Origin of the sequence: Paenibacillus vandeheii, from assembly GCF_030433635.1 — a bacterium.
Lineage (GTDB): Bacteria > Bacillota > Bacilli > Paenibacillales > Paenibacillaceae > Paenibacillus > Paenibacillus vandeheii.
Map to the genome: position 1 here is coordinate 136,484 of NZ_JAROCD010000012.1, position 25,206 is coordinate 161,689.

At 45.4% G+C, this 25,206-nt stretch carries 21 protein-coding genes; 16 read left to right on the top strand and 5 right to left on the bottom strand.

Translation table 11 applies throughout. From position 1 onward, the window contains the following. Window positions 1-70 precede the first annotated feature (70 nt). Complete coding sequence (locus P5G61_RS23400) at window positions 71-2,317, bottom strand: AraC family transcriptional regulator (protein ID WP_301248633.1); 2,247 nt, start codon at window positions 2,315-2,317, stop codon at window positions 71-73. A 401-nt stretch (window positions 2,318-2,718) separates the two neighbouring features. Here P5G61_RS23400 and P5G61_RS23405 point away from each other — a divergent pair, with 401 nt between their 5' ends. From P5G61_RS23405 to P5G61_RS23415, 3 genes are all read left to right on the top strand, one after another. After that, on the top strand, window positions 2,719-3,624 hold the full coding sequence (locus P5G61_RS23405) for an ABC transporter permease (RefSeq protein ID WP_024628303.1): 906 nt from the start codon (window positions 2,719-2,721) through the stop codon (window positions 3,622-3,624). Window positions 3,625-3,654: 30 nt separating this feature from the next. Then, window positions 3,655-4,554 (top strand): carbohydrate ABC transporter permease, encoded by a 900-nt coding sequence (locus P5G61_RS23410; RefSeq protein ID WP_301248634.1) that lies wholly within the window; start codon window positions 3,655-3,657, stop codon window positions 4,552-4,554. A 102-nt stretch (window positions 4,555-4,656) separates the two neighbouring features. Continuing rightward, window positions 4,657-6,210, top strand: a complete 1,554-nt coding sequence (locus P5G61_RS23415; protein ID WP_435874279.1) for an ABC transporter substrate-binding protein — start codon at window positions 4,657-4,659, stop codon at window positions 6,208-6,210. A gap of 82 nt (window positions 6,211-6,292) precedes the next feature. Here the strand turns inward: P5G61_RS23415 and P5G61_RS23420 are convergent, their stop codons facing one another. Both P5G61_RS23420 and P5G61_RS23425 read right to left on the bottom strand, forming a co-directional pair. Beyond that, window positions 6,293-7,441: an MGDG synthase family glycosyltransferase gene (locus P5G61_RS23420; protein WP_301248637.1), complete on the bottom strand. Its 1,149-nt coding sequence runs from the start codon at window positions 7,439-7,441 to the stop codon at window positions 6,293-6,295. Window positions 7,442-7,491: 50 nt separating this feature from the next. Beyond that, window positions 7,492-8,019 (bottom strand): phosphatase PAP2 family protein, encoded by a 528-nt coding sequence (locus P5G61_RS23425; RefSeq protein ID WP_024628307.1) that lies wholly within the window; start codon window positions 8,017-8,019, stop codon window positions 7,492-7,494. A gap of 713 nt (window positions 8,020-8,732) precedes the next feature. On the opposite strand from P5G61_RS23425, the gene P5G61_RS23430 reads away from it, so the two are divergent. From P5G61_RS23430 to P5G61_RS23470, 9 genes are all read left to right on the top strand, one after another. Next, window positions 8,733-9,971 carry a glycosyltransferase family 2 protein gene (locus tag P5G61_RS23430; protein ID WP_024628308.1) on the top strand — a complete coding sequence of 413 codons (1,239 nt, stop codon included), beginning with the start codon at window positions 8,733-8,735 and terminating at the stop codon, window positions 9,969-9,971. Between the two features lie 312 nt (window positions 9,972-10,283). Beyond that, on the top strand, window positions 10,284-10,778 hold the full coding sequence (infC, locus tag P5G61_RS23435) for a translation initiation factor IF-3 (RefSeq protein WP_024628309.1): 495 nt from the start codon (window positions 10,284-10,286) through the stop codon (window positions 10,776-10,778). A 24-nt stretch (window positions 10,779-10,802) separates the two neighbouring features. Beyond that, window positions 10,803-11,006, top strand: coding sequence for a 50S ribosomal protein L35 (gene rpmI / locus P5G61_RS23440; protein WP_017689665.1), 204 nt, complete (start codon window positions 10,803-10,805; stop codon window positions 11,004-11,006). A gap of 88 nt (window positions 11,007-11,094) precedes the next feature. Further along, window positions 11,095-11,454, top strand: a complete 360-nt coding sequence (gene rplT, locus P5G61_RS23445) for a 50S ribosomal protein L20 (protein WP_017689664.1) — start codon at window positions 11,095-11,097, stop codon at window positions 11,452-11,454. Window positions 11,455-12,031: 577 nt separating this feature from the next. Beyond that, window positions 12,032-13,072, top strand: coding sequence for a BMP family lipoprotein (locus P5G61_RS23450; protein WP_301248638.1), 1,041 nt, complete (start codon window positions 12,032-12,034; stop codon window positions 13,070-13,072). Between the two features lie 340 nt (window positions 13,073-13,412). Further along, a complete protein-coding gene (locus P5G61_RS23455) occupies window positions 13,413-14,951 on the top strand; it encodes an ABC transporter ATP-binding protein (protein WP_301248640.1) in 1,539 nt (512 codons plus the stop codon). Continuing rightward, complete coding sequence (locus P5G61_RS23460) at window positions 14,944-16,023, top strand: ABC transporter permease (protein WP_301248641.1); 1,080 nt, start codon at window positions 14,944-14,946, stop codon at window positions 16,021-16,023. Before P5G61_RS23455 ends, P5G61_RS23460 begins: the two co-directional genes overlap by 8 nt. After that, entirely contained in the window at window positions 16,024-16,986 is a 963-nt protein-coding gene (locus P5G61_RS23465) for an ABC transporter permease (protein WP_063564195.1), read from the top strand. Window positions 16,987-17,200: 214 nt separating this feature from the next. Next, on the top strand, window positions 17,201-17,575 hold the full coding sequence (locus tag P5G61_RS23470) for a hypothetical protein (RefSeq protein ID WP_301248642.1): 375 nt from the start codon (window positions 17,201-17,203) through the stop codon (window positions 17,573-17,575). 6 nt (window positions 17,576-17,581) lie between these two features. On the opposite strand, the gene P5G61_RS23475 is transcribed toward P5G61_RS23470, so the two are convergent. Beyond that, on the bottom strand, window positions 17,582-18,028 hold the full coding sequence (locus tag P5G61_RS23475; RefSeq protein WP_435874280.1) for a GNAT family N-acetyltransferase: 447 nt from the start codon (window positions 18,026-18,028) through the stop codon (window positions 17,582-17,584). A 598-nt stretch (window positions 18,029-18,626) separates the two neighbouring features. Between P5G61_RS23475 and ilvB the strand changes: the two genes are divergently transcribed. From ilvB to P5G61_RS23495, 4 genes are all read left to right on the top strand, one after another. After that, the gene (gene ilvB, locus P5G61_RS23480; RefSeq protein ID WP_301248643.1) at window positions 18,627-20,378 is read left to right on the top strand and encodes a biosynthetic-type acetolactate synthase large subunit; all 1,752 of its coding nucleotides are present in this window, start codon (window positions 18,627-18,629) and stop codon (window positions 20,376-20,378) included. After that, a complete protein-coding gene (ilvN, locus tag P5G61_RS23485; RefSeq protein ID WP_079346240.1) occupies window positions 20,375-20,857 on the top strand; it encodes an acetolactate synthase small subunit in 483 nt (160 codons plus the stop codon). Before ilvB ends, ilvN begins: the two co-directional genes overlap by 4 nt. A 297-nt stretch (window positions 20,858-21,154) precedes the next feature. Further along, complete coding sequence (gene ilvC, locus P5G61_RS23490) at window positions 21,155-22,147, top strand: ketol-acid reductoisomerase (protein ID WP_024628318.1); 993 nt, start codon at window positions 21,155-21,157, stop codon at window positions 22,145-22,147. Window positions 22,148-22,270: 123 nt separating this feature from the next. Next, window positions 22,271-23,812 carry a 2-isopropylmalate synthase gene (locus P5G61_RS23495; RefSeq protein WP_301248644.1) on the top strand — a complete coding sequence of 514 codons (1,542 nt, stop codon included), beginning with the start codon at window positions 22,271-22,273 and terminating at the stop codon, window positions 23,810-23,812. Window positions 23,813-24,039: 227 nt separating this feature from the next. Here P5G61_RS23495 and P5G61_RS23500 read toward each other — a convergent pair whose 3' ends face one another. Next, the gene (locus P5G61_RS23500) at window positions 24,040-25,020 is read right to left on the bottom strand and encodes an aldo/keto reductase (protein ID WP_024628320.1); all 981 of its coding nucleotides are present in this window, start codon (window positions 25,018-25,020) and stop codon (window positions 24,040-24,042) included. Window positions 25,021-25,206 lie beyond the last annotated feature (186 nt).

Here is a 25,206-nt window from a genome sequence, read left to right on the forward strand (position 1 = left end):
ATCACGCTTTTTTGCTATTTTGACCGAACTAAACCTTATGAAAACGCTGTGGCTCTTTGTTTTACTGCTACTAAAGCTCCGAATGAAGATCCTTGCGGCGATAATCATTGGGAGTAACCCCGTTAAATTTCTTAAACATCCGATAGAAATAAGAACTGTTGGTGAATCCGGTTTGCTCGGCGATATCAGCCACAGAGTTTTCCGTCTCAATGAGCAGATATTGCGCTTTGGCTATGCGGGTCTCGTTAATGACATCGGTGAGTCCTTTTAACGTTAGTTGTTTATAGAGTCTGCTGACATATATGGGTGACATGGCTAGTTCATCCGCAATCGAGGTCAGACAAAGATTGGTGTCCGCGTAATCTCGTTCAATAATGCAATTGATTTTGCGAATAAGTTCTTCATGTTTGAGCGTTCGCTTTTCCTCTACTTTGGATCCAAGCTCGTCGAACATGCGATAGAAGTGTGCGTGAACTTCGCTGAGATCCTCTGCATCATGAATCGGCAGCATCGAACGGTCGGATATGGATTCAAGTGTGAGCTGGTTGTTCTTTTTGAGTGTGTTTCGTACATGATTCAGAGTCATGGTCAGATGAGACAGAGCCAGTTGAAATACGGTAAACGGATAGGTTGCCGTTTCACTCACGATGTCGGCATAGACCTGCTTGGCTTCTCCTGTTTTGCCTGTCATCAGGCAATCAATCAGCTGTCTTTCTTTTCCAACAGGGAAAGCGTACTCTTTGGCATGATACGCCATAATGTCCGAGGTATAGATCAGGCATCCAGGACCCATGAACAAACGGTGAAGCGAAGCCTCTGCCGATCGGGTGTAAGAAGCAATACTGTTTTCCAGTGAATCTTCCGCTGGTCCGATGGTAAAAGAAATGGAGCATCTCAGATGTGTCATCACGGCAGCCTGCATCATGCGCAGCAGCTCCTCAATGGAGCCTTGGTCATTATCAGCTTCATTCTGAATTTTGTCATTAAAGATAAGGGTGATCAGATCGCCGCCCATATCCACCGCTTCGGTGTGATAGTTGAGGTCAGCGGTTTCGGTGCAAATGTTCATCATCGCGTATTTTACAAGTTGGACTTCATCCCGGTAGGTATCACTGAAGTCGGTAAAATGATCAATTCGCAGTAGTACCAGTCTGGTTAGACGATGAACATCAACAGCAGAGCCGTAGAACTTCATTCGTTCCTCCAGCATGCCTCCTGTTACCGTTTCCCGTCCTTGCAAAGCCCCGCGCAAAAAATCCTGTCGCAGAAGATGCAAACTGCCGCGACGCTCCGCTTCCATTACACGCATACGGACAAGCACTTTATCAATGGGATGATATAGCTTCCGTGAAACGAGGTAGGACAGCAGCACTCCCGCAATTAATAGCCCAAGACAAAAGAGAACGGTGTGTGTTCGCATATGACGAATATCTGTGGTAATCAGGTCATAGGGCGTGATTCGTACATAGCGCCATCCAAGGTTATCAGGGGCGGTGTAGGTAATGAGAGACTTCTCCCCATCAACCTCTGCGGTAAAGTAGGCGGACTGCTCCGTATTTTGCAGGATTGGCTGTATAAATGTTTCATTGGACAGGTCTTTCATCAACGCCCGATCACTGAAATCGGACAACAACTGCCCCTGTTCATTGATAATAAACGTTTTCCCTGGCTGATCGACTGAGTTCATATTTGGACTGAGCCAGTCGTCCTTGATATTTACAACAACCGCATAATTCAGTGTGGCATTGTCATTGATTGTGTCATAACAGAGGTATGTATAGCTGCTGACCTGAGTTTCCTCGGTCGAGCCCACTTGGTATGTACGCGGAATGGGGACAAAAGGTTTGTAATCATGGAACCGGTCGAGGATGCTTGTAATCCCTTTATCGTCAATTTCCGAGATGGACTGTTGTCCATTGCGAACTTCATTGGAACTGATAAAGAACTCATCATTTTTGGAATTATATACATAGATGGATTCGATAAAAGGGAGGGACATGCGATAGTTGTCGAGTTGTTCCATCGCTGGCGTAATTTCATAGATACTCGGATTCGAATACAGCAGCAGAGCAGAGATGGTGTAATCCTGATAAATCTGATAAGACAGTGATTTGGCGGTTTCGGTCATCTTGGAGACTTCGCGACTGGTCTGGGTGAGACCATTCATATCTGTGTGGTAGACCTGACGAAGGGCAATACGATTATAGTTGACGTACAAAATGGTAGAAGCCACAAGCAAGGTGGCAACGGTGCTAACAATAATGCCGATGAGAATCCGTGCAAACACCTTCTGGCTGTCCTCTGAACGTTTACGCATGACCTTTCCTCCCGTGGACCTCCAGTTTTGGATGAACAAAGTTAGACTTCATAACGAAGGATAAGATTTCATATGTGGGCGTAGTGAATCACGGATGTATCTAGAATTATATATTATGTATGCGTTTACATCAACGACAGATGGCATGCTATGCCCGATTTCCTTAGCTAAAGTTCAACTTTCGCTGTATTGTTCACTAGGTTCAACCTATGCACGATATCAACTTTTGTGAACGCTCAGACATTCATTTCAGTGTTCGTTCATATTGTTCATATTCCATTTCGCAGAATCGTTCATGATCCGGCCGAATGATTCAGTATCCGGTAGCGCTTAGGGCATCTACAATAAAAACAGAGCTCCACTGCGCGCCGCGCCGTAAGAAATTCGGGAGGGATCGAGCCATGCTCAAAGAATTGAACAAAAACAAAATCATGTTCCTGATGCTACTGCCTACACTGATCTTTTTTCTGATTAACTCGTATTTTCCAATGGTCGGCATCTATTATGCGTTTACCCGTTATGATTTTGAAGGTGGTCTGTTCGGTAGTCCATTTGTGGGCCTGGAGAACTTTAAGTTTCTGTGGCAATCCGGAATGCTGCTGAAGCTGACAACCAACACCGTGGGGTACAATTTGGCCTTCATTATATTGGGAAACGGGCTAGCGATCTTCTGTGCGATTTTACTCAGTGAAATTCGGGGGAAAGTGTTTAAAAAAATATCGCAGTCGGTCATGTTTTTACCGTATTTCATCTCGTTTGTACTATTAAGTGTAATCGCTTACAACATGTTCAACTATGAATCCGGTTTTGTGAACACCGTACTCAAACGTTTTGAAGCAGGTCCAATCGATATTTACAACACACCCTGGATCTGGGTGTTTCTGATCATCATTTTTTATCTGTGGAAAAATCTCGGGTACAGCATGGTCATCTACCTTGCAGCCATTACAGGCATCAGCGATGAGTATTACGAGGCGGCTCGCATTGACGGAGCTAACATCTTTCAGCGCATTTGGTACATCACCGTACCGATGCTAAAACCGACCTTTGTTATCCTGTTGTTATTCTCGCTTGGGAGCATTATGAAGGGGCAGTTTGATCTCTTTTACCAACTCATTGGAAATAACGGGGTCTTATATAACGCTACAGACATTATCGATACGTATGTGTACCGTTCCTTGAAAGTAACGTTTGATATCGGAATGGCTACCGCGGCGGGTCTGTATCAATCGCTGTTTGGTTTTATCCTGATCATGACCGTGAACTATATCATCCGCAAAGTCAATGAGGACTACGCCTTGTTCTAGGACGCCCGCAGGGCAGAAGGGAGAACCACCATGCATACTCGTGCCAGAGATTCCGAATTCACCTTGTTGTTTCAAGTCATCGCTTACAGCGTGATCCTGATCCTTTCCTTAATCTGTATCGTGCCATTTCTTTTGATTTTATCCGGCTCCTTCAGCAGCAATGAATCCATTGTGAGAGATGGTTATCACCTCTTTCCCACCGATTTTTCCCTGGAAGGTTACAAGATGGTGTTCAAATTTCCGACCCAGGTGCTCAAAGCCTATGGCGTGACGGTCTTTACAACTGTTGTGGGTTCGGCCCTTGGACTGTTTCTCATTACGATGGCGGGATTTGTACTGCAGCGCAAAGATTTCAAATACCGGAACGCCTTCTCGTTTTTCATCTACTTCACAACCCTCTTTGGTGGGGGATTGGTACCTTGGTACATCATGCTGGCAAACTATTTCAATCTCACGGATACGTATACCGTGTTGATTTTTCCGGGACTGATGACACCATTTCTCATTATCCTGATGAAAAACTTCATTCGTTCAGCCGTTCCGGATGAGCTGATTGAGTCAGCCAAAATCGATGGAGCGAATGACTTCCGCATTTATTTTAGCGTAGTGCTGAAACTGGCGATGCCCGGCATTGCCACTGTGGGGTTATTTCTGGCACTGGGATACTGGAATGACTGGTTCACATCATCCTTGTTCATTAACAACCCAGACATGTACCAGCTGCAATTCTACTTGTATAACACGATGAACACGATTACCTTCATTGACCAGATGGCGATCGGTACCGGCATAACACTCAGCCAGGATGTACCTACCGAATCGACGAAAATGGCCATGGCTATTGTGGTTACTGGCCCCATCTTGTTCCTGTATCCATTTGTGCAGCGCTACTTTGTTAAAGGGCTTACCATTGGTGCGGTAAAAGGTTAGAACGTGCACGCGCTGTGAGGGCAGATCGCTGAAATAGTTGTCTGCCTCTCTGAATCACGGCGAGTCTGCGCTAACATATAAGGTTGACCACAAAAAGGGAGGATGCGTATGCGTAACAAAACAATTCGGCACCTGTCGATGGTACTTGCCCTGATGCTGTTCGCCGGGGTGCTTGCCGCATGTAATAACGGTTCGGGGGGATCGACGCAAGGAAGTGAGCAGGGAGGCTCTTCTGGAAGCAAAGGGGAGAAGGTAACGCTGCAATTTTATATGCTTGGTGACGCACCCAAGGATCTGCCTGTAATTGAATCAGAAATCAACAAGCTGGCTGAGGCTGATTTGAACGTTAATGTAAAATTCAACTATACGTCCTGGACAGACTGGGATCAAAAATATAAACTGCTGCTGTCTTCCGGTCAACCGATTGACCTGATCTTTACAGCGGATTGGACGTTTTATCAGTCCTATGCAAAAAAAGGAGCATTCCTGCCGCTGGATGAACTATTGCCTAAGGCAGCACCAACGCTTAAGGCTTATGTACCTGAGGATATGTGGAAAGCGGTAACAGTCAATGACAAGATTTATACGGTGCCCTCTACATGGACTGAGTATGTGACGGAGGGTATTGCGTACCGTGAGGATTTGCGTGAGAAGTACAATTTGCCCAAACCGGAATCTTTGGAGACCCTCGAAGCCTATCTGGAGGGAGTCAAAGCCAATGAACCAAATATGATTCCAATCGCGGATAGCAATGCAAATCATACCCATGGTATTCGTCAATTGACATCCAAGCTGGTGAATACTGCAGGTCAGCTCCCTTATGGTCTGGACATCATGTATGATACACCATCCGATATCACCTCCTATTGGGGATCTGCACAGCATCTGGAAGATTTGAAAACGTACAAACGCTGGATGGACAAAGGCTTTTTCCCGAAAAACGTGCTGAATGTAAAGGATACGTCCAACTCCTTGCTGCAAAACGGCAAATCGGCTGTTGTTCTGTCGGGAGAGAACCCGAACAAATTTAATGCCGATGTGATTAAGGTCCAGTCCACTCACCCGGATTGGAAGCTAGGTTATTTCCCTTACCCGAATGCCAAAGGATTTGCACAACCGGTTCATCCGATACACAATGGTTTCGCCATCCCGCGGAGTAGTAAAAATCCGGAGAAAGCTTTGGCATTCTACGAAAAGCTGGTTACCGACAAACGTTATAACTGGCTGACCGAATATGGCGTGGAAGGTAAAAACTTTGAAGTACAGGACGGTTACTATAAAATGGTGGGCGATGCCCAGAGCAATGGATTTCCGCGTGAAGGCATGAATGGCTGGGCTTGGCGTAATCCCGAATTCATGCTCTATGATAAGAGCTTTGATGATGTGCTGGCTATTTTCAAAGAGCTGGACAAAATGAAAAAGCCGGATATTTACACCGGATTTGCTGAAGATTGGACGCCATACCAAGCCGAGAAGGCTGCCCTGGAGCAGGTAGAGAAGCAGTATCTGTACCCGCTAAATGTAGGGTTGGTGGACGATGTAGAAGCAGGGCTGAATACATTTATGGAAAAAGCCAAACAGGCAGGTCTTGAGAAGATCCAGAGTGAGTACACCAAACAGTGGCAGGACTACTTGAAGTCTGCTGGTATTCAATAGTTTGTACTTTTCTTCATATTAAAAAAGGTGCCTTCGATTCGAAGGCACCTTTACTGTGTACATGCAGGCTTGTTTGAAGCTGTTACAGTCTGGCTTGGTCTGCCGAGTAGGGACGCAGGTCCAGAAGGTCGATAATACTCTGTGCGCTCTGCATTGGGTGATACTTGGCAATTTGCGCCATGTGGCGTTTGCGTTTACGAACAATCTCAGGATAGTTATGAAGCAGTTTGTTCATCCATTTTACAACAACCTCAAGCGAAGTAATAGGCTCCCCCAAACCTCGTGCGGTGAAATACTGAACGTTCTCTTCTTCCTGGCCCGGTATGGGATTATGGAACAACATCGGGATTCCCTTTGCCAAACCCTCGCTGCATGTCATTCCTCCCGGTTTGGTGATCAGGAGATCGGATACTTCCATTAATTTGTCCACCTCATTGGTGTACCCGATGATATGGATATTCTCTTTTTGATACAACGGATTTTGCTCCATGCTGATTCGGCTTTTGTCATTGCGGCCAAGGCAGAAAATGATCTGAACATCCGCATGCCAGCGTGTCAATAATTGGTTAACTACTTCATCGCTGAGCATTCCCCAGCCCCCGCCCATTACAAGCACCGTAGGCATGTTTTTCAAATTGAATTTGCCACGGATTTCATCCCGTCCGGGATGTTCCCAGAAATTGGGGTGGATTGGGATACCGGTAACCCGAATTTTGTCTAAAGATACACCCCGCAGCATTAATTTGGACTTTACCTCATCTGTAGAAACAAGATACAGGTCTACTTCTGGACTAATCCATGTCCCATGCGCGTCATAATCGGTGATGACTGTACACAGTGGAACCTGTACTCCCAGACGTTTCAGTCTGGAAATAACGGCACTGGGAATAGGGTGTGTGCATACGATAACATTCGGACGAAGCTGACGCACAATACTGCGTGTATGGGTATAAAACAATTTATGCAGCGCGAGTGTAGTTAGCCGGTTTAAGGATTTTTTATATTGATGCCTGTATACATACCCGATGAGCTTGGGCTGATTAATGACCGTTTTTTTGTACGCTGTAATAATGAGTGGCGCAACTCTAGGGTTCAGAAAACTTCCCAACTCAAGCACTTTGGTCTGCACATTCGGCGAAAGTTTTCGCAAACTGCTGGACAGTGCATAAGCGGCTTGAGTATGACCTGCGCCAAAGCCTTCAGATAATAGTAATACTCTTTTTTTCTCCACGCTTGCTTCACCTGTTCCTGCTAGGTTTTCCTTAGTCTAACATATTCGCGTTATGTCCATAAAGCAACTGTTGCAAGTGCGACTAAAGTACCGATCGTAGCACCTGCAAGCACATCTGAGGGATAGTGCAATCCCAGGTAAATTCGAGAAAATCCGACAATTAATGCAACAGGGAGTAACATCAGCAACAGGAACGGCTCCATTGTCATAAAGGGAACTGTCACCGAGAATATGGCGGTAGTATGCCCTGAAGGGAACGAATGGTCCGTCAGGGGATTGCGGAACGTAATCGTATCCGGCAAGGCCAGGTAAGGCCGAATGCGTGGATACAGTTTTTTGGCGATAGCTACAGGAATGTGACTAACCGCAAGGGCGATGCATGCCTGAAGTCCTGTTGTGCTCCAAGGAGCTGGAGCCAGAAGCCAGATCAGTAAGGATACTGCGATAGAAGAAGTTGCTCCTCCCAGATGGGTGAAATAATACAGCCAAAAATTCATAAATCGATTATGAAGTCGACCATTAATCCACATAAATACATTTCGATCATACTCTTGAAACTTTACGAATAAACGGCTCATATTGGCCTCCTGCCAGTCAGGCCCCGTGTTGGCGGCAGTATTTCCGGTAAATTGCTGTGTCCGGTTTCGTCCTGATTTAGTATATAACCGTTTTTCGTGAACTTGAGGTTATTTCAGGTATATGTTTATCATATTTTTAAATGTTGTCCTTTTCAAGAAGAACACATGTGAAGAAAGTAAAATTCATGTTAAAGAGTGGTTAAGAACCCAACTTAACTTTTTGACTTGGACGATCTAAAAAAGATACAATGATTCAACATGGCTGAAATGCGGTTAAAAAATTGTGAGTTTAAGACTGAACTTTTTGAGGTCTGTTTACGTTATTTAATATAGAGCCTCCGTCGATATGGATCGGCCTGATGAAAAAAGCAGGGACTTTAGAAATAAAAATCAAGTAAACGGCTGAAAATAAGATATAACAGGCATGAATGCGAGGTTGGAGTGTCACAAAGTGCCTATTCAGCGTTTAAAGTTCACATTTCTGCTTCAGGAAGTGGAATTGCGGTTTTGACAAATGGCTGAAAAGAATACAAAATCGATAAAGCAGCCAACTGGCAATCAACCATGCTTGAAACATTGTCTGAAATATTTGCGTAGTAAACAAAAGAACAGGGTCATATTCTGCGCGTCACAAAAAAATAAAAGTGCAGAATCCAGGAAGAGAAATGATTTAAAGTAATCTGGTTTTGAAAAAAAGGGGGTAACAGAGAACGATGTTGGACGCTATATTCGTCACGATGCAGGTCATTCTGGCACTGCTAGCCGTGTACCAATTCACGTTTTCGCTGTTCGGTCTGATTAAGAAAAAGAAAAAGAAACACTATCCGGCGACAAAGTCATTCGCTGTACTCGTCGCAGCGCACAATGAGGAACAAGTTATTGGTGCGTTGATGGAGAACTTGAAACAACTGGATTATCCGGAAGATCTGTACGATGTGTTTGTCATTTGCGACAACTGTACTGATGGAACGGCTCAAATTGTAAGACAGCATGGACTGAATGCTTGTGTACGTACCAATGCTGATCTCAGAGGTAAAGGGTATGCCATCGAATGGATGCTTAAATACCTGTGGAAATTGCCACGTCAATATGATGCAGTCGTTATGTTTGACGCGGATAACCTGGTTGACCGTAACTTCTTGCTTGAGATGAACGACGACTTGTGCAATGGTTCGCGTGTTATTCAGGGATACATTGATACGAAAAATCCGGAGGATTCCTGGATCACTGCAGCATATGGTGTATCGTACTGGTACATCAACCGTCTGTGGCAGCTATCCCGTCATAATTTGAATATGGCGAATTTCCTCGGAGGCACGGGAATGTGCTTCGAGACGAACCTGCTCAAGGAAATTGGCTGGGGCGCTACAAGTCTGGTTGAGGATCTGGAGTTTACAATGCGCAGTGTTCAACGTAATGTGTATCCTGTCTTTAACTACGATGCCAAAGTATTTGATGAGAAGCCGTTAACATTTAAGGCTTCCGCAAGACAACGCCTTCGCTGGATGCAAGGTCACTTTACCGTCGCGCGTAGATATTTCTTCCCGCTGCTGTGGCAAAGTATCAAGGAAAGAAGCTTGGTGAAATTTGACCTTGCTGTGTATGGCGCAAACGTGTACGTTGTTTTGCTTACGTTCCTGATGACAGCTGTCTTGTGGGTGGATACAGCGATATTCAGTGGTCCGCATATCGCCAACATATACGGGTACTTCCCGCTTTGGGTAGGATTCGTAGCGATTGGTCTGAACATCCTGACATTCCTGTTGTCCATGGCGCTGGAAAAGGTTACTTTTGCCAAAGTGTATCTGTACCTGATCTTGTTCCCGATTTACCTTCTTTCTTGGTATCCAATTACGTTCTATGCGTTCTTTACGCAGAACAACAAACAATGGAGCCATACCCAACATACACGAGTTGTACGTTTGGATGAGGTGCAGAGCAAGCAGGGATAATGAATTATTGACTTGGACGAAAGCCTCTCTGTAAAAAACATTGTAGATATGTTGACAATCGTTTTGCAGGATGTTATAGTATTCAAGTGCGTTAAATGAATAGCTATGGAATCACAAGTAGAAGTCCGACTTCTCACCTGATCAACAAACATGTTGGCTGGTCAACGATCCCAATAATTTATGAAGTGTTTACTCATGAAGAATTGTGTTGATTACAGGGATGTCGGTAGCTTAACCGGCATCCCTTTTATTTTTTTGTGTAACTGGATATTCAAAATGACCTGGAGGTGGACGGTTATTAGTAAAGATCACATGATTAATGATGAGATTCGGGCGAAGGAAGTACGCCTTGTCGGAGCTGAAGGAGAACAAATTGGGATCACGCCGATTCGGGAAGCACTGCAAATGGCGATTGACCTGAACTTGGACCTGGTCAATGTGGCACCACAGGCTAAACCGCCGGTATGCCGCATCATGGACTATGGCAAATTCCGCTATGAGCAACAAAAGAAAGACAAAGAAGCCCGTAAGAACCAGAAAATTGTTGATATTAAAGAAGTATGGTTCCGTTCCAATATTGAGGAGCATGATTATCAAACGAAGCTTCGTAATGTAGTTAAGTTCTTGAAAGAAGGCGACAAGGTAAAATGTTCCGTTCGTTACCGCGGACGTGAAATTGCGCATGCCGCTATTGGTCAACGGATTTTGGAGCGCGTTAAAGTGGAAGTTGCAGAACTCTGCACCATCGAACGTCAACCAAAATTGGAAGGCCGCAGTATGATCATGATTCTGGCTCCTAAAGCCTGATAACATTGAAGGAGGAAACACAAAATGCCTAAAATGAAAACACACAGCAGTTTGAAAGGACGCTTCAAAATTACCGGTTCCGGTAAAGTCCTGCGTTACAAAGCTCACAAAAACCACTTGCTTTCCCACAAATCAAAACGTGCTAAGCGCGTTCTGAACGGTAACCCTGTTATGGCTGCCGGGGACGTAAGACGTTTGAAACAAGGTTTGGCTAACTTGAAAGGCTAACTTGAAATAGTACATTCCGTATGGGGGATCGGCCTAGGCCGTACACATACCACGGATACATTTAATATTTATTGGGAGGTTCTTTAATATGGCAAGAGTAAAAGGCGGTTTTGTAGTACGTCGTCGTCATAAAAAGGTTTTGAAACTGGCAAGAGGTTATTTCGGTTCCAAACACCGTATTTTTAAAACAGCTAACGAGCAAGTAATGAAATCCCTGGTTTACGCATACCGTGACCGTCGCAACACGAAACGTAACTTCCGCAGACTGTGGATCGTTCGTATCAATGCAGCAGCACGTATGAATGGTTTGTCTTACAACAAACTGATCCATGGATTGAAACTTGCTGGTGTAGACATGAACCGCAAAATGTTGGCTGATCTGGCCGTTAACGACATCAATGCGTTCAACTCTTTGGCTACTGTAGCTAAAGGTAAAATCAACGCTTAAAATTGCTTATTCAAGCCGCCGTACCTATGGCGGCTTTTTTTACGGCTTAAAGAATGATCTTGCTAAAAGGGCCGTTGTGGGAAACGAATATGCTGCAGTCTGTAAGGACACACTGAATGCATATAACTTGCGAATAACAGGCCGTGATAATACATAAAATACGAACGGTGAAATAATGCAAATGAAAACTGGTGAAATCCATTTCTTACTATAGAATGTGATATGATTTTGTTACATAACATCACATCGTTGTAACGTTAGTGTGTTAAATCGCTAAAATATTAAGCGCTTTCAATAAAAAAAGAGCAAAAATAAGTGAACTTTGGTGATGAAACATCTGGATTTTACCACGGGTTGAATGTATAATCACCTCTAGTAGGCTAGTCCTATAATTTTCTCTTCATGTCATAATGTTCGGTTTTTCGACAGGTGACACAATCGTTTATGGGTAAGAATGCGCTTTTAATGTCGAAGAAACCATACATTCCACATAAAAGCCATATTATCGATCTGTTGATCCGTTCCGTTTTGGCCTGAACAGGAATTAGGTATATATCATTAAGGGGGAACAAGAGAAATGAAAAAGATGCTCAGCTTGTCTTTGGTCATGTTGCTGGCAGTATCGGTTATGCTCGCAGGTTGCGGTAGCAAGCCGAAAGAGGAAACAAATGCCGGAGGAACTACAGGTGGCGAAAACACTGAAGCTAAATCCGATTTGAAAATCGGTATGGTTACAGACGTAGGTGGAGTTAACGACAAATCGTTTAACCAATCCGCTTGGGAAGCTCTGCAAGCGACTGAAACAGAAACAGGTGTAGCTGTTAAATACCTGCAAAGTAAATCTGATGAAGAGTACATTCCAAACCTGAACGAGTTCGTTAAAGGTGGATATGATCTCACTTGGGGTATCGGTTTCCAATTGGCTGATGCAATCAAGACTGTAGCTGAACAAAATCCTGATTCCAAACTCGCGATCATCGACAGTGTTGTTGATGCTCCTAACGTTAAATCGGTAACATTTGCTGAAGAAGAAGGTTCTTACCTGGTAGGTGTTGTAGCTGGTCTGACAACTAAATCGAACAAAATCGGATTTGTTGGCGGTATGGACAGCCCACTGATCAAAAAGTTTGAAGTAGGTTTCAGAGAAGGCGTTAAAGCGGTAAATCCTGATGCTGAGTTCATTTCCAACTACACAGGTGCTTTTGATAAGCCTGACCTGGGTAAAGCAGCAGCTGCTACAATGTACAACCAAGGCGTAGATATCATTTTCCACGCTTCCGGTGCTACGGGTAATGGTGTGTTCAACGAAGCAATCGCTCGTAAGAAACAAGGTCAAGATGTTTGGGTTATCGGTGTAGATAAAGACCAATCCCTGGAGTTTGGTGATGATGTAACACTGACTTCTATGATCAAAAAAGTTGACGAAGCTGTTAAGCGTGTAAACGCAGAAGTTATTGATGGAACATTCAAAGGTGGAGCTGAGAATCTGACTTTGAAAGAAAACGGTGTAGGTATCGCTGATACTTCCACGAAAAATGTTTCTGCTGATACACTTGCAAAAGTGGACGAGTACAAAGAAAAAATTATCAACGGCGAAATCAAAGTTCCTACAGAGTAATTGGATTTAGCCTTTAAAAAGAACAATCATCGAGGCCGGTCTTGACCGGCCTTATGATTGTCAGAGCAGGAAAATTTGCTCAAGTCACTATAACAATTGTACAAGCATGCAATACGAGCTTTGGGGAAACCCCATAGCGAAAGCAAGAAGACTTCGTATCAACGCTCCGGTAGGAGCTTTTCTTAAGATTATGGAATGCATACGTTTCAGTGAAACTGAAGGATTCGATAATCCCAAGAAAAAGTACCGCTAAAAAGCGGTCATCTTCCTTGAATAAACGTCGATAGACGTTTTTCTTACGTTTGCGGAACCACACTATATCAGGTATAAGGGTGATTACATGGGTGCAGCAACCCCCGTCGTTGAGTTGAAACAAATCACGAAGCGTTTCCCAGGCATTGTTGCCAACGACGCCATCAGCCTTCAGCTTCGTAAAGGCGAGATCCATGCTCTACTGGGCGAAAACGGCGCTGGTAAATCAACGTTGATGAATATTGTCTTTGGTCTCTATCAGCCGGATGAAGGTTCCATTGAAGTGAATGGCAAGCCTGTCATCATCGACAGCCCTAACAAAGCAATCGATCTTGGCATCGGCATGGTGCATCAGCACTTTAAGCTTGTACAGCCGTTCACGGTAACAGAGAACATTATTTTGGGATCTGAACCAAGGAAGGGTCTCAACATTAATTATAAAAAAGCTGCTGCTGAAGTGCAGCGACTGTCTGAACAGTATGGACTCAAAGTGAACCCGCATGCCAAAATTCATGACATTTCCGTCGGAATGCAGCAACGTGTTGAGATTGTAAAAACGTTGTATCGTGGTGCAGACATTCTGATCTTTGACGAGCCTACTGCTGTATTAACACCTCAGGAGATCAAAGAACTGATGGTGATCATGAGAAAGTTGGTGGCCGAAGGCAAATCCATTATTCTGATCACACACAAACTGAAAGAAATCATGGAAATCTCCGATACGGTGACAATCATTCGTCGTGGTAAAGTGATTGACTCCGTTACAACATCAGAAACGAATCCGAATGAGCTGGCAGAAAAAATGGTTGGTCGCAATGTTACTTTTAAAGTGGATAAGAAGCCAGCTACACCAGGAAACAATGTACTGGAAGTCAGCAAATTGACTGCCAAAAATAAAGAGGGTATCTCGGTTCTGAACGAACTCAACCTGAATGTACGTGCAGGAGAGATTGTAGGAATCGCAGGTGTTGATGGTAATGGACAGAGCGAACTTATTGAGGCTCTTACCGGACTGCGTAAAGTAGATAGCGGTTCGATTCGCCTTGAGGGTAAAGAACTGTCTAATCATTCTCCGCGCCATATTTCGGAGTCGGGTGTAGCCCATATTCCGGAAGACCGGCACAAACATGGACTTGTCCTTGATTTTTCTGTGAGTGAAAATATCGTCCTGGAATCGTATTATAAATCTCCTTATACCCGTAAAGGATTCCTTAACTTCGATGCGATCAAGAAGCAAGCGAAGCGTCTTGTCGAGGCATTTGATGTGCGTACACCAAGCATTGAAACAAAAGCCCGCTCCTTATCGGGAGGGAACCAACAGAAAGCCATTATCGCACGTGAGGTTGATAAGAACCCTGAACTGCTTATTGCTGCCCAGCCAACTCGTGGTCTGGACGTAGGTGCTATTGAGTTTGTTCAAAAACAATTGATTGCACAACGTGATCAGGGCAAAGCGGTATTGCTGATCTCATTCGAGCTGGATGAAATTATCAACGTATCCGACCGAATTGCTGTCATCTATGAAGGACAGATCGTGGGCGAGGTGCTGCCGGAAGAAACCAATGACAGGGAGCTCGGCTTGATGATGGCGGGCAGCACCCAAAAGAGAGGTACTGTGCATGAGTAACGTATTGAAATGGTTTACCCGTGATTCATTTATATTACCTATTGTAGCCATCATTATGGGTCTGATCCTGGGTGGTATTGTCATGCTGATCGGTGGATATAACCCGATTGAAGCCTATAGTGCACTGTTTACGAAGGTTTTCGGAGACATGTACAACTTTGGTGAAGCAGTCCGGGAAATGACACCGCTGATTATGACAGGACTTGCATTTGCATTTGCGTCACGTGCAGGGCTGTTTAATATCGGTGGAGAAGGACAATTTCTCGTCGGTATGACTGCCGCAACTTTTGTAGGCGTGAAGTTTACAGGTCTGCCAATCTACATTCATGCTCCACTGGCATTGATTGCCGGTGCGGTATTTGGTGGTCTGTGGGCAGCCATTGCCGGTTACCTGAAAGCAGCGCGTGGGGTTAACGAAGTTATCAGTAGTATCATGCTGAACTGGATTGGTCTGTATCTGGCCAACCTGATTGTGCGCCAATTCCTGCTGTTAAAAGGGGAAAATCGTTCGGTCGATATCAGTGATACGGCATCGATTAGTCTGACATGGCTTTCCGAACTGATGGGCAACTCTCGTGTTCACATGGGAACATTGATTGCTCTTGTCATGGCTGTGCTCTTTTATATTTACATGTGGAAAACCAAACAAGGGTACGAGATTCGTGCCGTAGGATATAACCCGAATGCGGCAGAGTATGCGGGTATGCATGTCAATCGCAATATTGTAAAAGCCATGTTTATCAGTGGTATGCTTGCGGGTCTTGGCGGTGCATTCCAGGTACTTGGAGTGTTCCAATATCAGACTGTTATGTCGGGCTCACCAGGAACAGGTTTTGACGGCATCGCGGTTGCACTGATTGGTTTGAATCATCCGTTTGGTGTGTTGCTGGGCGCGTTGTTGTTCGGTACGCTCACTTATGGATCTGCGGGAATGAGCTTTGCTGCGGATGTACCGCCCGAGATTATTCGGATTGTGATTGGTTCGATTATCTTCTTCATTGCGGCACAAGGCATCGTGCGCTGGGTACTTAAACCGTTCTATTCCAAGCGCAAGAAAGAGAAGGTGTTGTAGATGGACTTGTTGACAATTGGGCAAATTATCAATACGACGCTTGTCTTTGCCACGGCATTGATTTTTGCATCACTGGGCGGAATCTTTTCGGAAAAATCCGGTGTGACCAACCTTGGACTTGAAGGTTTCATGGTATTTGGTGCCTTTGCAGCGGGAATTGCTGCGCACTATGCTCAAGAAGCCGGTATGGGAGGAACGACATCTGCCTGGATGGGGATTCTGTTCGCGGTTGTGCTGGGTGTAGTGGTTTCGTTGATCCATGCGGTTGCCTCAATTACATTTAAGGCGGACCAAATTATAAGTGGTATCGTAATCAACTTCCTGGCAGCAGGAAGCACACTTTATTTGGTAAAACTGCTGTTTGAAGGATCAGGCGATTCCCCACTGGTACAAGGTTTTAGCAAGTTTGATGTGCCACTGTTAAAAGATATTCCGTTGCTTGGGGAAGCGTTCTTCAAGAACGTGTACCCGACAACATATCTGGCTATTCTGTTCGTTTTTCTGACTTATTACATCATGTACAAAACTCCATTCGGCCTTCGTCTTCGCTCGGTTGGTGAACATCCAAGTGCTGCGGATACCGTGGGTGTTAAAGTGCGTCGTTACCGTTATGTTGCGGTGATGATCAGTGGTGCGCTGGCTGCTATCGGTGGAGCTGCAATTACGCTGACTACGACAGGCACATTCTCTCATAATACGGTTTCCGGTCAAGGTTACATTGCGATTGCAGCGATGATCTTTGGTAAGTGGAATCCGATTGGTGCCTTTGGGGCCGCTGTGTTCTTTGGTTTCTCGCAAGCGATTCGGAACTATGTACAGCTATTCGAATGGTCTCAAAGTATTCCCCAGGAAATTATTTATATGCTGCCATACCTGCTCACCATCATCGTGCTCGTTGCGGCTGTCGGGCGCTCGTCTGCTCCGTCTGCACTCGGGGAACCGTATGATCCGGGGAAAAGGTAACGACAGAATTGATGTTTTCCCACCTTATTCTTTACTTCAAAAGGTTCGCCTCGTGCGAGCCTTTTTGTGTTTTTATAAGAAAAAAAAGCGAACTGCCAAGATGCTTGACCGTGATGGGGAAGACACCCATATTTTCATTTAGGGACAAAGAAACAAGCGAAGCTGGCTCTGGACGAATACACTGTTTTGAACGATCCGAGGAGGAGGGGAAAGTATGAAACAACATGTTACGCGTGATGAAGCGATGAAATTAATAGGCAAAAATATTGTTGCGATCAAAAAAGACGGTACTCGGGTGAGCGGGAGGCTGTTGAAAGTATCGGGCAATAAATTGGTGCTGAAACGCTCAGTTGGCAAAAAAGTACGCACCAAAGCCATTTTGCCATTGGTATTATTTGATCTGCTCGCAATCGGTACGCTGCCTTATGCTTACGGCGCTGGTCCTGGATTCGGTTATGGTCCAGGTGCTGGTCCAGGGTATGGCCCGGGACCAAAACCAGGCCCAGGGTACGGACCAGGATTTGGTGGTGGATATGGACCAGGACCTGGATATGGACCCTACGGACCACGGCCGCCAGGCTTTTTCTAAACCGATTTATAATGTTTTTTCCAACTCGTAGCAGCGGCTTAACATAATGTATCGAATCGTGATATATCCATTTTTCTGGTAAAATCGAAGTCCTTTTGTATTGCCTTCGTCAACCATCACTTTGGATCTTTTGCAACCTCGAGAAGCCGCAAAGTTTTCCGCTTTGAGCAGTAAAGTCTGGCCGTACCTCTTTCGCTGTTCTTTTGGAGCAACAGCCATCATATCCACATACAGCAGTTCGCCGTGCATGAGAAAATGGATGAATGCGACAGCTTCGTTGTCAGGATTCGGTGAGACAACAAAGGTCATGCCCCTGTTCATTCGCAGGGGTATTTCTTTGCGTATTTTATTGATTTCACTTTCACTCATATGAGATAGAGGAACAAGTTGAGAGTCAATCAGCCTCATTATGGCGGCATCATCTAGCTTGGATTTACGTTGCCGAAGCACCATCGGAAGCCTCCTTTCAGGACCAGTCGTGCTGCTCGTATATCCTATGCCTGAGGGAAGTTGAAAGGTGACTGAATGAAGCGCAGGGATTGGGATAACGTTAAAGATTCAGGATGAAAGATTAGGGATGTTCTGAATTTTTATACAAAAGGGGTATTGACTTATCGGTTGGAGGAATCATATAATGTTCCTAACATTTAACGAGAATATTTCATCGGCTATGAAGAGGACGAAGTTTTAAGGGCTCTTTTGCTCAGAGAGTGGCTGGAATTGCTGAAACCACCACCATTATCCCTTATATACGAGCTCACCTCGGAGCTGTTTTCCTGAAAAGCATTGGATGTCACTCCATTGGGTTATTAGGGAAAATCGTATGTCTGCGTTACAGACAACAGGTATGGAGAACGGGTATGTCCGTTTGGTCTATCATTTTTTGTACCTGGTAAGGTCCGTTATTGCGAAATTTCGGACAAAGTTGGGTGGTACCACGGAAGCGATAACCTTTCGTCCCTCGCAAGCATGAACTTGTTTGCAGGGATGGAAGGTTTTTTTTGTAACTTTAAATGTCAGAATGATGTAAATTCCGAGAGGAGGATGACTGATGGGAGCTCAAATTCCAGAAGTACGATCGACAGATGAATTACGTGAAAAATGGATGAAGCCGGAGGTCATTAGCGGTTCAGAAATTCTGCTGAGAAGCTTGTTGCTGGAAGGTGTAGAGTGCGTTTTTGGTTACCCGGGCGGCGCAGTGTTGTACATTTACGATGCGATGTATGGTTTCGAGGATTTCAAGCACGTGTTAACCCGTCACGAACAAGGCGCCATTCATGCAGCTGACGGATATGCACGGGCGAGCGGAAAAGTGGGTGTCTGTATCGCTACCTCCGGACCTGGAGCAACGAATCTGGTTACGGGGATTGCAACAGCGTATATGGATTCCGTACCACTCGTAGTCATTACGGGAAATGTTATTTCCAGTCTAATTGGCTCTGATGCTTTCCAGGAAGCGGATATTACCGGAATCACGATGCCAATCACCAAACACAGTTATCTGGTAAAAGACGTAAAAGATTTGTCACGTGTCATTCATGAGGCATTTCATATTGCGAATACAGGACGTAAAGGTCCCGTATTGATCGACATTCCGAAGGATGTATCAGCTAACAAAACGTTGTTTGAACCCGTGACTGAACCTGTTATATTGAGAGGGTACAACCCACGGACAGTACCGAACAAACTTCAGGTTGATCGTCTGGCTCAGGCGATTCAGGAAGCAGAGCGTCCGATGATTCTGGCAGGCGGCGGTGTAGTTTACTCCGGTGGACACGAAGCGCTGTTCGAATTTGTGGAAAAGACAGGCATTCCAATCACGACAACACTTCTCGGACTTGGAGCATTCCCGAGTGGTCACGAATTGTGGACCGGGATGCCGGGGATGCATGGAACATACACTTCCAATCAGGCGATTCAAAAATCGGATTTGCTGATTAACATCGGAGCACGCTTCGATGACCGGGTAACAGGCAAGCTGGACGGATTCGCTCCACATGCCAAAATTGTGCACATTGACATTGATCCGGCTGAGATTGGCAAAAACATTGCAACGGACATTCCAATCGTTGGTGATGTGAAGACGGTTCTGGAAATAGCGAACAAAGAGGTTCAACGCGCTGAACGTGCAGACGCATGGAGAGACCAGATCAAACAATGGAAACAAGAGAAGCCATATAGTTACACAGATTCAGAGGAAGTATTGAAACCGCAGTGGGTTGTGGAAATGCTGAATGATACAACCAAGGGCGAAGCAATCGTCACTACGGACGTTGGCCAGCATCAAATGTGGGCAGCACAATATTACAAATTCAACCAACCGCGTTCATGGGTAACTTCCGGTGGACTGGGAACGATGGGTTTTGGATTCCCTTCTGCAATCGGTGCTCAAATGGCCAACCCGGACAGACTTGTTATTTCCATTAACGGTGACGGCGGCATGCAGATGTGTTCTCAGGAGCTTGCGATTTGTGCCATTAACAACATCCCGGTGAAGATTGTTATTATCAATAATCAGGTGCTTGGAATGGTTCGTCAGTGGCAAGAGATCATCTATGAGAACCGTTACAGTCATATCGATCTGGCAGGCAGCCCTGATTTTGTAAAACTTGCTGAAGCTTATGGCGTAAAAGGATTGCGTGCAACCAACAAGGAAGAAGCTGAGCGTGCTTGGCAAGAAGCCCTGGATACACCAGGACCGGTCGTTGTTGAATTCGTAGTTCGCAAGGAAGAAAATGTTTATCCAATGGTTCCGCAAGGAGCGACAATAGATCAAATGCTGATGGGGGATGCTGAGGAATGATTAGACATACGATTTCGATATTGGTCAACGATCAGCCTGGCGTCCTGCAGCGGGTATCAGGGTTGTTCGGTAGACGGGGATTCAACATTGAGAGCATCACGGTGGGTCAATCCGAGGAACCGGGTTTGTCTCGGATGGTCATTGTGACGATCGGTGATGACAAAACGCTGGAACAGATTGAAAAGCAACTGTACAAAATCATTGATGTCATCAAAGTGGTTGATTTTAGTCTGAAACCGATGGTTGCCCGTGAACTTGCGTTGATCAAGGTAAAGGCAGAGCCCTCCGAACGTCCAGAAATTCTGGGTGTGGTGGAGACATTCCGCGCCTCAGTTGTAGATGTTGGTCCAGGCAGCCTGATTATACAGGTGGTCGGAGATACGGATAAAATTGATGCGATGATAGAATTGCTTAAGCCCTATGGCATTCGCGAACTGTCACGTACAGGAATAACTGCATTGGTACGAGGTAACGTTTAAACAGTCATATTAAAAAGCGATGTCTGATGCTTATCCATGGAACGACAAAGGTATATTAGCAGCACGGAGTTGAAATATACCGTTATTCTTAGATGAGGTACCAGTCCCGTACAAGTTGCAATTTAACATTTTAGTGATGTAACGCTTGACAATATAGCCACACACCCGCATTAACGGGCGGGTGTCTGAACGGATCGGATCAGACCAGAGACGCTATAGCAGGAAAGCGTACCGGTCCCTTGAGACACCCGCTCATTAATGAAGGGTTCTTTACAATACAAAGGAGGACTTATAAACATGCCAGTAACTACTTATTATGAACAGGATGCAGAACTTAGCGTATTGAAAGGAAAAACGATTGCGGTCATCGGTTACGGTAGCCAGGGCCATGCCCAAGCTCAAAACCTGCGTGACAGTGGATTGAACGTAGTCATCGGACTTCGTGAAGGTAAATCTTTTGACACTGCAAAAAATGACGGATTTGAAGTTCTGTCCCCGGCTGAAGCAACTAGCCGTGCAGATGTAGTTCAAATTCTGCTCCCTGACGAAACACAAGCATCTGTGTACAAAAACGAAATCGAACCAAACCTGAAAAAAGGCGCAGCATTGCTCTTCTCCCACGGTTTCAACGTTCATTTCGGTCAAATCGTTGCTCCAAAAGACAGCGATGTATTGCTGGTAGCTCCTAAGTCCCCTGGCCACATGGTACGTCGTACCTACGTGGAAGGATTCGGTGTACCGGGCCTGATCGCAATTGAGCAAGATGCAACAGGTAAAGCAAAAGATATCGGTCTGGCTTATGCCAAAGGTATCGGTTGCACGCGTGCAGGGGTTATCGAAACTTCCTTCCGTGAAGAAACAGAAACAGACCTGTTCGGTGAGCAAGCTGTTCTGTGTGGCGGTGTAAGTGCCCTGGTAAAAGCTGGATTCGAAACGTTGACAGAAGCGGGTTATGCTCCTGAAATGGCATACTTCGAGTGTCTGCACGAATTGAAACTGATCGTTGACCTGATGTATGAAGGTGGACTTGCAAGCATGCGTGATTCCATCAGTAACACAGCAGAGTACGGTGACTATGTAACTGGACCTCGCGTGGTAACGGAAGATACGAAGAAAGCAATGAAAGAAGTCCTGACAGATATCCAACAAGGTAAATTTGCACGTGACTTCATCCTGGAAAACCAATCCGGCCGTGCGTTCCTGACAGCAACCCGTCGCAACGAAGCTGAACACCCAATCGAAGTGGTTGGCGGACAATTGCGTGAGATGATGCACTGGATCAAGAAGTAAGCATCGGCTTTAAGGTCATCAAGTAAACTTACAGCTTTAACCGGGAATAGCGGCCGTGCATATGCGTGTGCCGCTATTACTGGTTTAGAGGAACATAAAATACAAGTCTAGGAGGTGCGAGGCGTGCGTAAAATCTATGTATTTGACACAACGCTGCGTGATGGAGAACAATCCCCGGGGGTCAATCTGAACACTCGTGAAAAGGTGGAAATTGCGCACCAGCTCGAGCGGCTTGGTATTGACCGGATGGAAGCCGGTTTCCCTGCGGCCTCTCCAGGCGACTTGGCGGCAGTTAATGCAGTAGCCAAAGCGGTCAATAATGTTACTGTTATTGGCTTATCCCGCTCCAGAGAGCAGGATATCGATGCGGTGAAAGAGGCGTTGAAGGGCGCTCAAGACCCGTGTATCCACATCTTTTTGGCAACTTCACCCATTCATCGCCAGCATAAATTGCGCATGGACAGAGCTCAAGTTCTTGACACAGCTCGGTCAGCCATTCGCTATGCGAAGAATACTTTTTCGAAGATTGAATTCTCTTTGGAGGATGCAGGTCGGACCGAGTATGATTTCCTCGTTGAGATGGTGAATATGGCTGTGGAAGAAGGTGCAGCTGTTGTAAATATCCCGGATACCGTTGGCTATCTGAGCCCATATGAATACGGAAACATTTTCAAACATCTCAAGGAAAACGTACACAACATTGATAAGGTGCAGCTGAGTGCACACTGTCATAACGACCTGGGGATGGCAACTGCCAACACTCTCGCAGCGATTCTGAACGGAGCCGATCAAATTGAGGGCACCATCAACGGCATTGGTGAACGTGCAGGTAATACCGCGATTGAAGAGATTGCCATGGCACTGGAGACACGTCAGGAATTTTTCCAGGCGAAAACTTCGCTGCAGCTTTCTGAAATTGCTCGGACCAGTCGTCTCGTGAGTCGTTTGACGGGTATGGTTGTGCCTGGGAATAAAGCGATTGTTGGTGCGAATGCGTTTGCACACGAATCCGGAATTCACCAGGATGGCATGCTGAAGGAGAAAACAACCTACGAAATTATGACGCCAGAGACCATCGGTCTGAAGGAAAGCAAGCTCGTGTTAGGTAAACACTCGGGACGTCATGCCTTCCGTGAGCGCTTGATTGAGCTCGGTTATGAACTGGAAGATGAAGCATTGAACCGTGCTTTTGCCCAATTCAAAGATCTGGCTGATAAGAAAAAAGAAGTGACAGATGAGGATTTGCTGGCGGTCATCGAAGAGAAATTGCAGGATGCACCTGAAGTGTTTAAACTGGAATCCATCTTTGTGACATATGGTGATGAATCCATTCCAACTGCTAAAGTTCGTATTGCTACACTTGAGGGTGATACGGTGGAACAAAAAGCTGAAGGTAATGGGTCTGTTGATGCCATTTATAATGCGATTGACCAAGTGAGCGGAGAAGAGGTAACGCTATCCGACTACTCGATCAAATCGGTTACGCATGGTAAGGATGCATTGGGTGAGGTTCATGTCGTACTTACTCAAAATGAAATATCTGTACAAGGACGTGGCGTAAGTACCGATATTCTGGGTGCCAGTGCTCGTGCTTATGTAGATGGCTTGAACAAATTGATAGAGAAACGTAAGACTTACACGAATCGCGTTAATGTGAACCTGTAACATATCATTTGCAGCAAGCAAAGCTCTTCATTGGACAGGAATTCGTCTGGCTGGAGAAGCTGAGATGGAGTTCCCAGCCGGGGTATGTCAGTGCAGTGAGGTACATAAAAAGTCTGACCCTCAACATGTGAAGGTCAGACTTTTTTGTTGTTATATCATAGAATAATTGATTTCTATATAGAGCATTTTTCGTTAAAAAGATGTATTCAGTTTAAGCTGTTAAGCTTTTACCAAGCATATGCATTCGGAGCTTGTCCTCCCGGACCCGGAAAGATTTCATCCAAACGTTTGAGGACCGCTTCATCCAAAGTAACATCCAAACATTTGAGTGCTGTTTCAAACTGCTCCAGCGTACGCGGCCCAATAATGGGTGCGGTAACTGCCGGATTAGCGGCAACCCAGGCCAAAGCTATGGTATCCTGCGGTTCGCCGAGTTCACGGCAAAGTGCCGCGAATTGTTCCAACTGCGTTTGATGGGACTCAATGCGTTCAGCAATGCCACCGCTGCGTGTGCCTTCCAGCTTTTGGAGTGCATTACGTCCGAGTAACCCACCATCCAGCGGACTCCACGGAATAACGCCAAGGCCCAGCTCTTTCGCTGCGGGCAGCACTTCGAGCTCAGGCAAACGGCAGTTGAGACTGTATTTATGCTGCTCGGATACAAGCCCGAGGAAATGACGATTCTTGGCTTCACTTTGAGCAACGGCAATCTGCCATCCAGCAAAGTTGCTTGAACCTACATAACCAATTTTGCCCTGATGAACAGCGTTTTCAAATGCGCCCCACAGCTCGTCCCACGAAATAGCAGGATCAACGTGGTGCATCTGGTAGAGTTCAACATGATCGGTTTGCAGGCGACGGAGGGAACCTTCCAGATGACGTCTGATTTTGTAAGCGGAGAGGCCAGCATCGTTGTTTGGACCGTCTGTATCATCGTGCATGGAGCCATAGACTTTGGTCGCCAGAACGACTTTTTCACGTCTACCGCCGCCCTGTTTAAACCAGCGTCCAATGATCTCCTCGGTGAGACCCGAATTTTCGCCCCAGCCATAAATGTTAGCGGTATCAAAAAAGTTCACACCGGCATCGAGTGCTGCATCCATGATACGGAATGCCTCTTTTTCGTCTGTAGCAGGCCCAAAATTCATCGTGCCGAGACAGATCCGGCTGACTTTAAGACCTGATTTTCCCAAGTACGTGTATTGCATGATTGCAATCCCTCCTGAGTTACCTGAATTTGTCTTCAGGGTTTATTTTAACTCAGTCAGAGGTACAGAACAACCAATTCAAAACCACTTATAGGCAAAAACTATTAAAGTCATAGATTGTATATCTTGGTCAAATGACCTCTGAATATGATACAAAAGAGAGAGTTATAAATGACACGTTAATTA

What these genes read in the sequence shown, in the direction of transcription:
- P5G61_RS23400 (WP_301248633.1), bottom strand. Translation starts at nt 2,317, where the DNA reads ATGCGTAAACGTTCAGAGGACAGCCAGAAGGTGTTTGCACGGATTCTC.
- P5G61_RS23405 (WP_024628303.1), top strand. Translation starts at nt 2,719, where the DNA reads ATGCTCAAAGAATTGAACAAAAACAAAATCATGTTCCTGATGCTACTG.
- P5G61_RS23410 (WP_301248634.1), top strand. Translation starts at nt 3,655, where the DNA reads ATGCATACTCGTGCCAGAGATTCCGAATTCACCTTGTTGTTTCAAGTC.
- P5G61_RS23415 (WP_435874279.1), top strand. Translation starts at nt 4,657, where the DNA reads ATGCGTATGCGTAACAAAACAATTCGGCACCTGTCGATGGTACTTGCC.
- P5G61_RS23425 (WP_024628307.1), bottom strand. Translation starts at nt 8,019, where the DNA reads ATGAGCCGTTTATTCGTAAAGTTTCAAGAGTATGATCGAAATGTATTT.
- P5G61_RS23430 (WP_024628308.1), top strand. Translation starts at nt 8,733, where the DNA reads ATGTTGGACGCTATATTCGTCACGATGCAGGTCATTCTGGCACTGCTA.
- infC (WP_024628309.1), top strand. Translation starts at nt 10,284, where the DNA reads ATGATTAATGATGAGATTCGGGCGAAGGAAGTACGCCTTGTCGGAGCT.
- rpmI (WP_017689665.1), top strand. Translation starts at nt 10,803, where the DNA reads ATGCCTAAAATGAAAACACACAGCAGTTTGAAAGGACGCTTCAAAATT.
- rplT (WP_017689664.1), top strand. Translation starts at nt 11,095, where the DNA reads ATGGCAAGAGTAAAAGGCGGTTTTGTAGTACGTCGTCGTCATAAAAAG.
- P5G61_RS23450 (WP_301248638.1), top strand. Translation starts at nt 12,032, where the DNA reads ATGAAAAAGATGCTCAGCTTGTCTTTGGTCATGTTGCTGGCAGTATCG.
- P5G61_RS23455 (WP_301248640.1), top strand. Translation starts at nt 13,413, where the DNA reads ATGGGTGCAGCAACCCCCGTCGTTGAGTTGAAACAAATCACGAAGCGT.
- P5G61_RS23460 (WP_301248641.1), top strand. Translation starts at nt 14,944, where the DNA reads ATGAGTAACGTATTGAAATGGTTTACCCGTGATTCATTTATATTACCT.
- P5G61_RS23465 (WP_063564195.1), top strand. Translation starts at nt 16,024, where the DNA reads ATGGACTTGTTGACAATTGGGCAAATTATCAATACGACGCTTGTCTTT.
- P5G61_RS23470 (WP_301248642.1), top strand. Translation starts at nt 17,201, where the DNA reads ATGAAACAACATGTTACGCGTGATGAAGCGATGAAATTAATAGGCAAA.
- P5G61_RS23475 (WP_435874280.1), bottom strand. Translation starts at nt 18,028, where the DNA reads ATGGTGCTTCGGCAACGTAAATCCAAGCTAGATGATGCCGCCATAATG.
- ilvB (WP_301248643.1), top strand. Translation starts at nt 18,627, where the DNA reads ATGGGAGCTCAAATTCCAGAAGTACGATCGACAGATGAATTACGTGAA.
- ilvN (WP_079346240.1), top strand. Translation starts at nt 20,375, where the DNA reads ATGATTAGACATACGATTTCGATATTGGTCAACGATCAGCCTGGCGTC.
- ilvC (WP_024628318.1), top strand. Translation starts at nt 21,155, where the DNA reads ATGCCAGTAACTACTTATTATGAACAGGATGCAGAACTTAGCGTATTG.
- P5G61_RS23500 (WP_024628320.1), bottom strand. Translation starts at nt 25,020, where the DNA reads ATGCAATACACGTACTTGGGAAAATCAGGTCTTAAAGTCAGCCGGATC.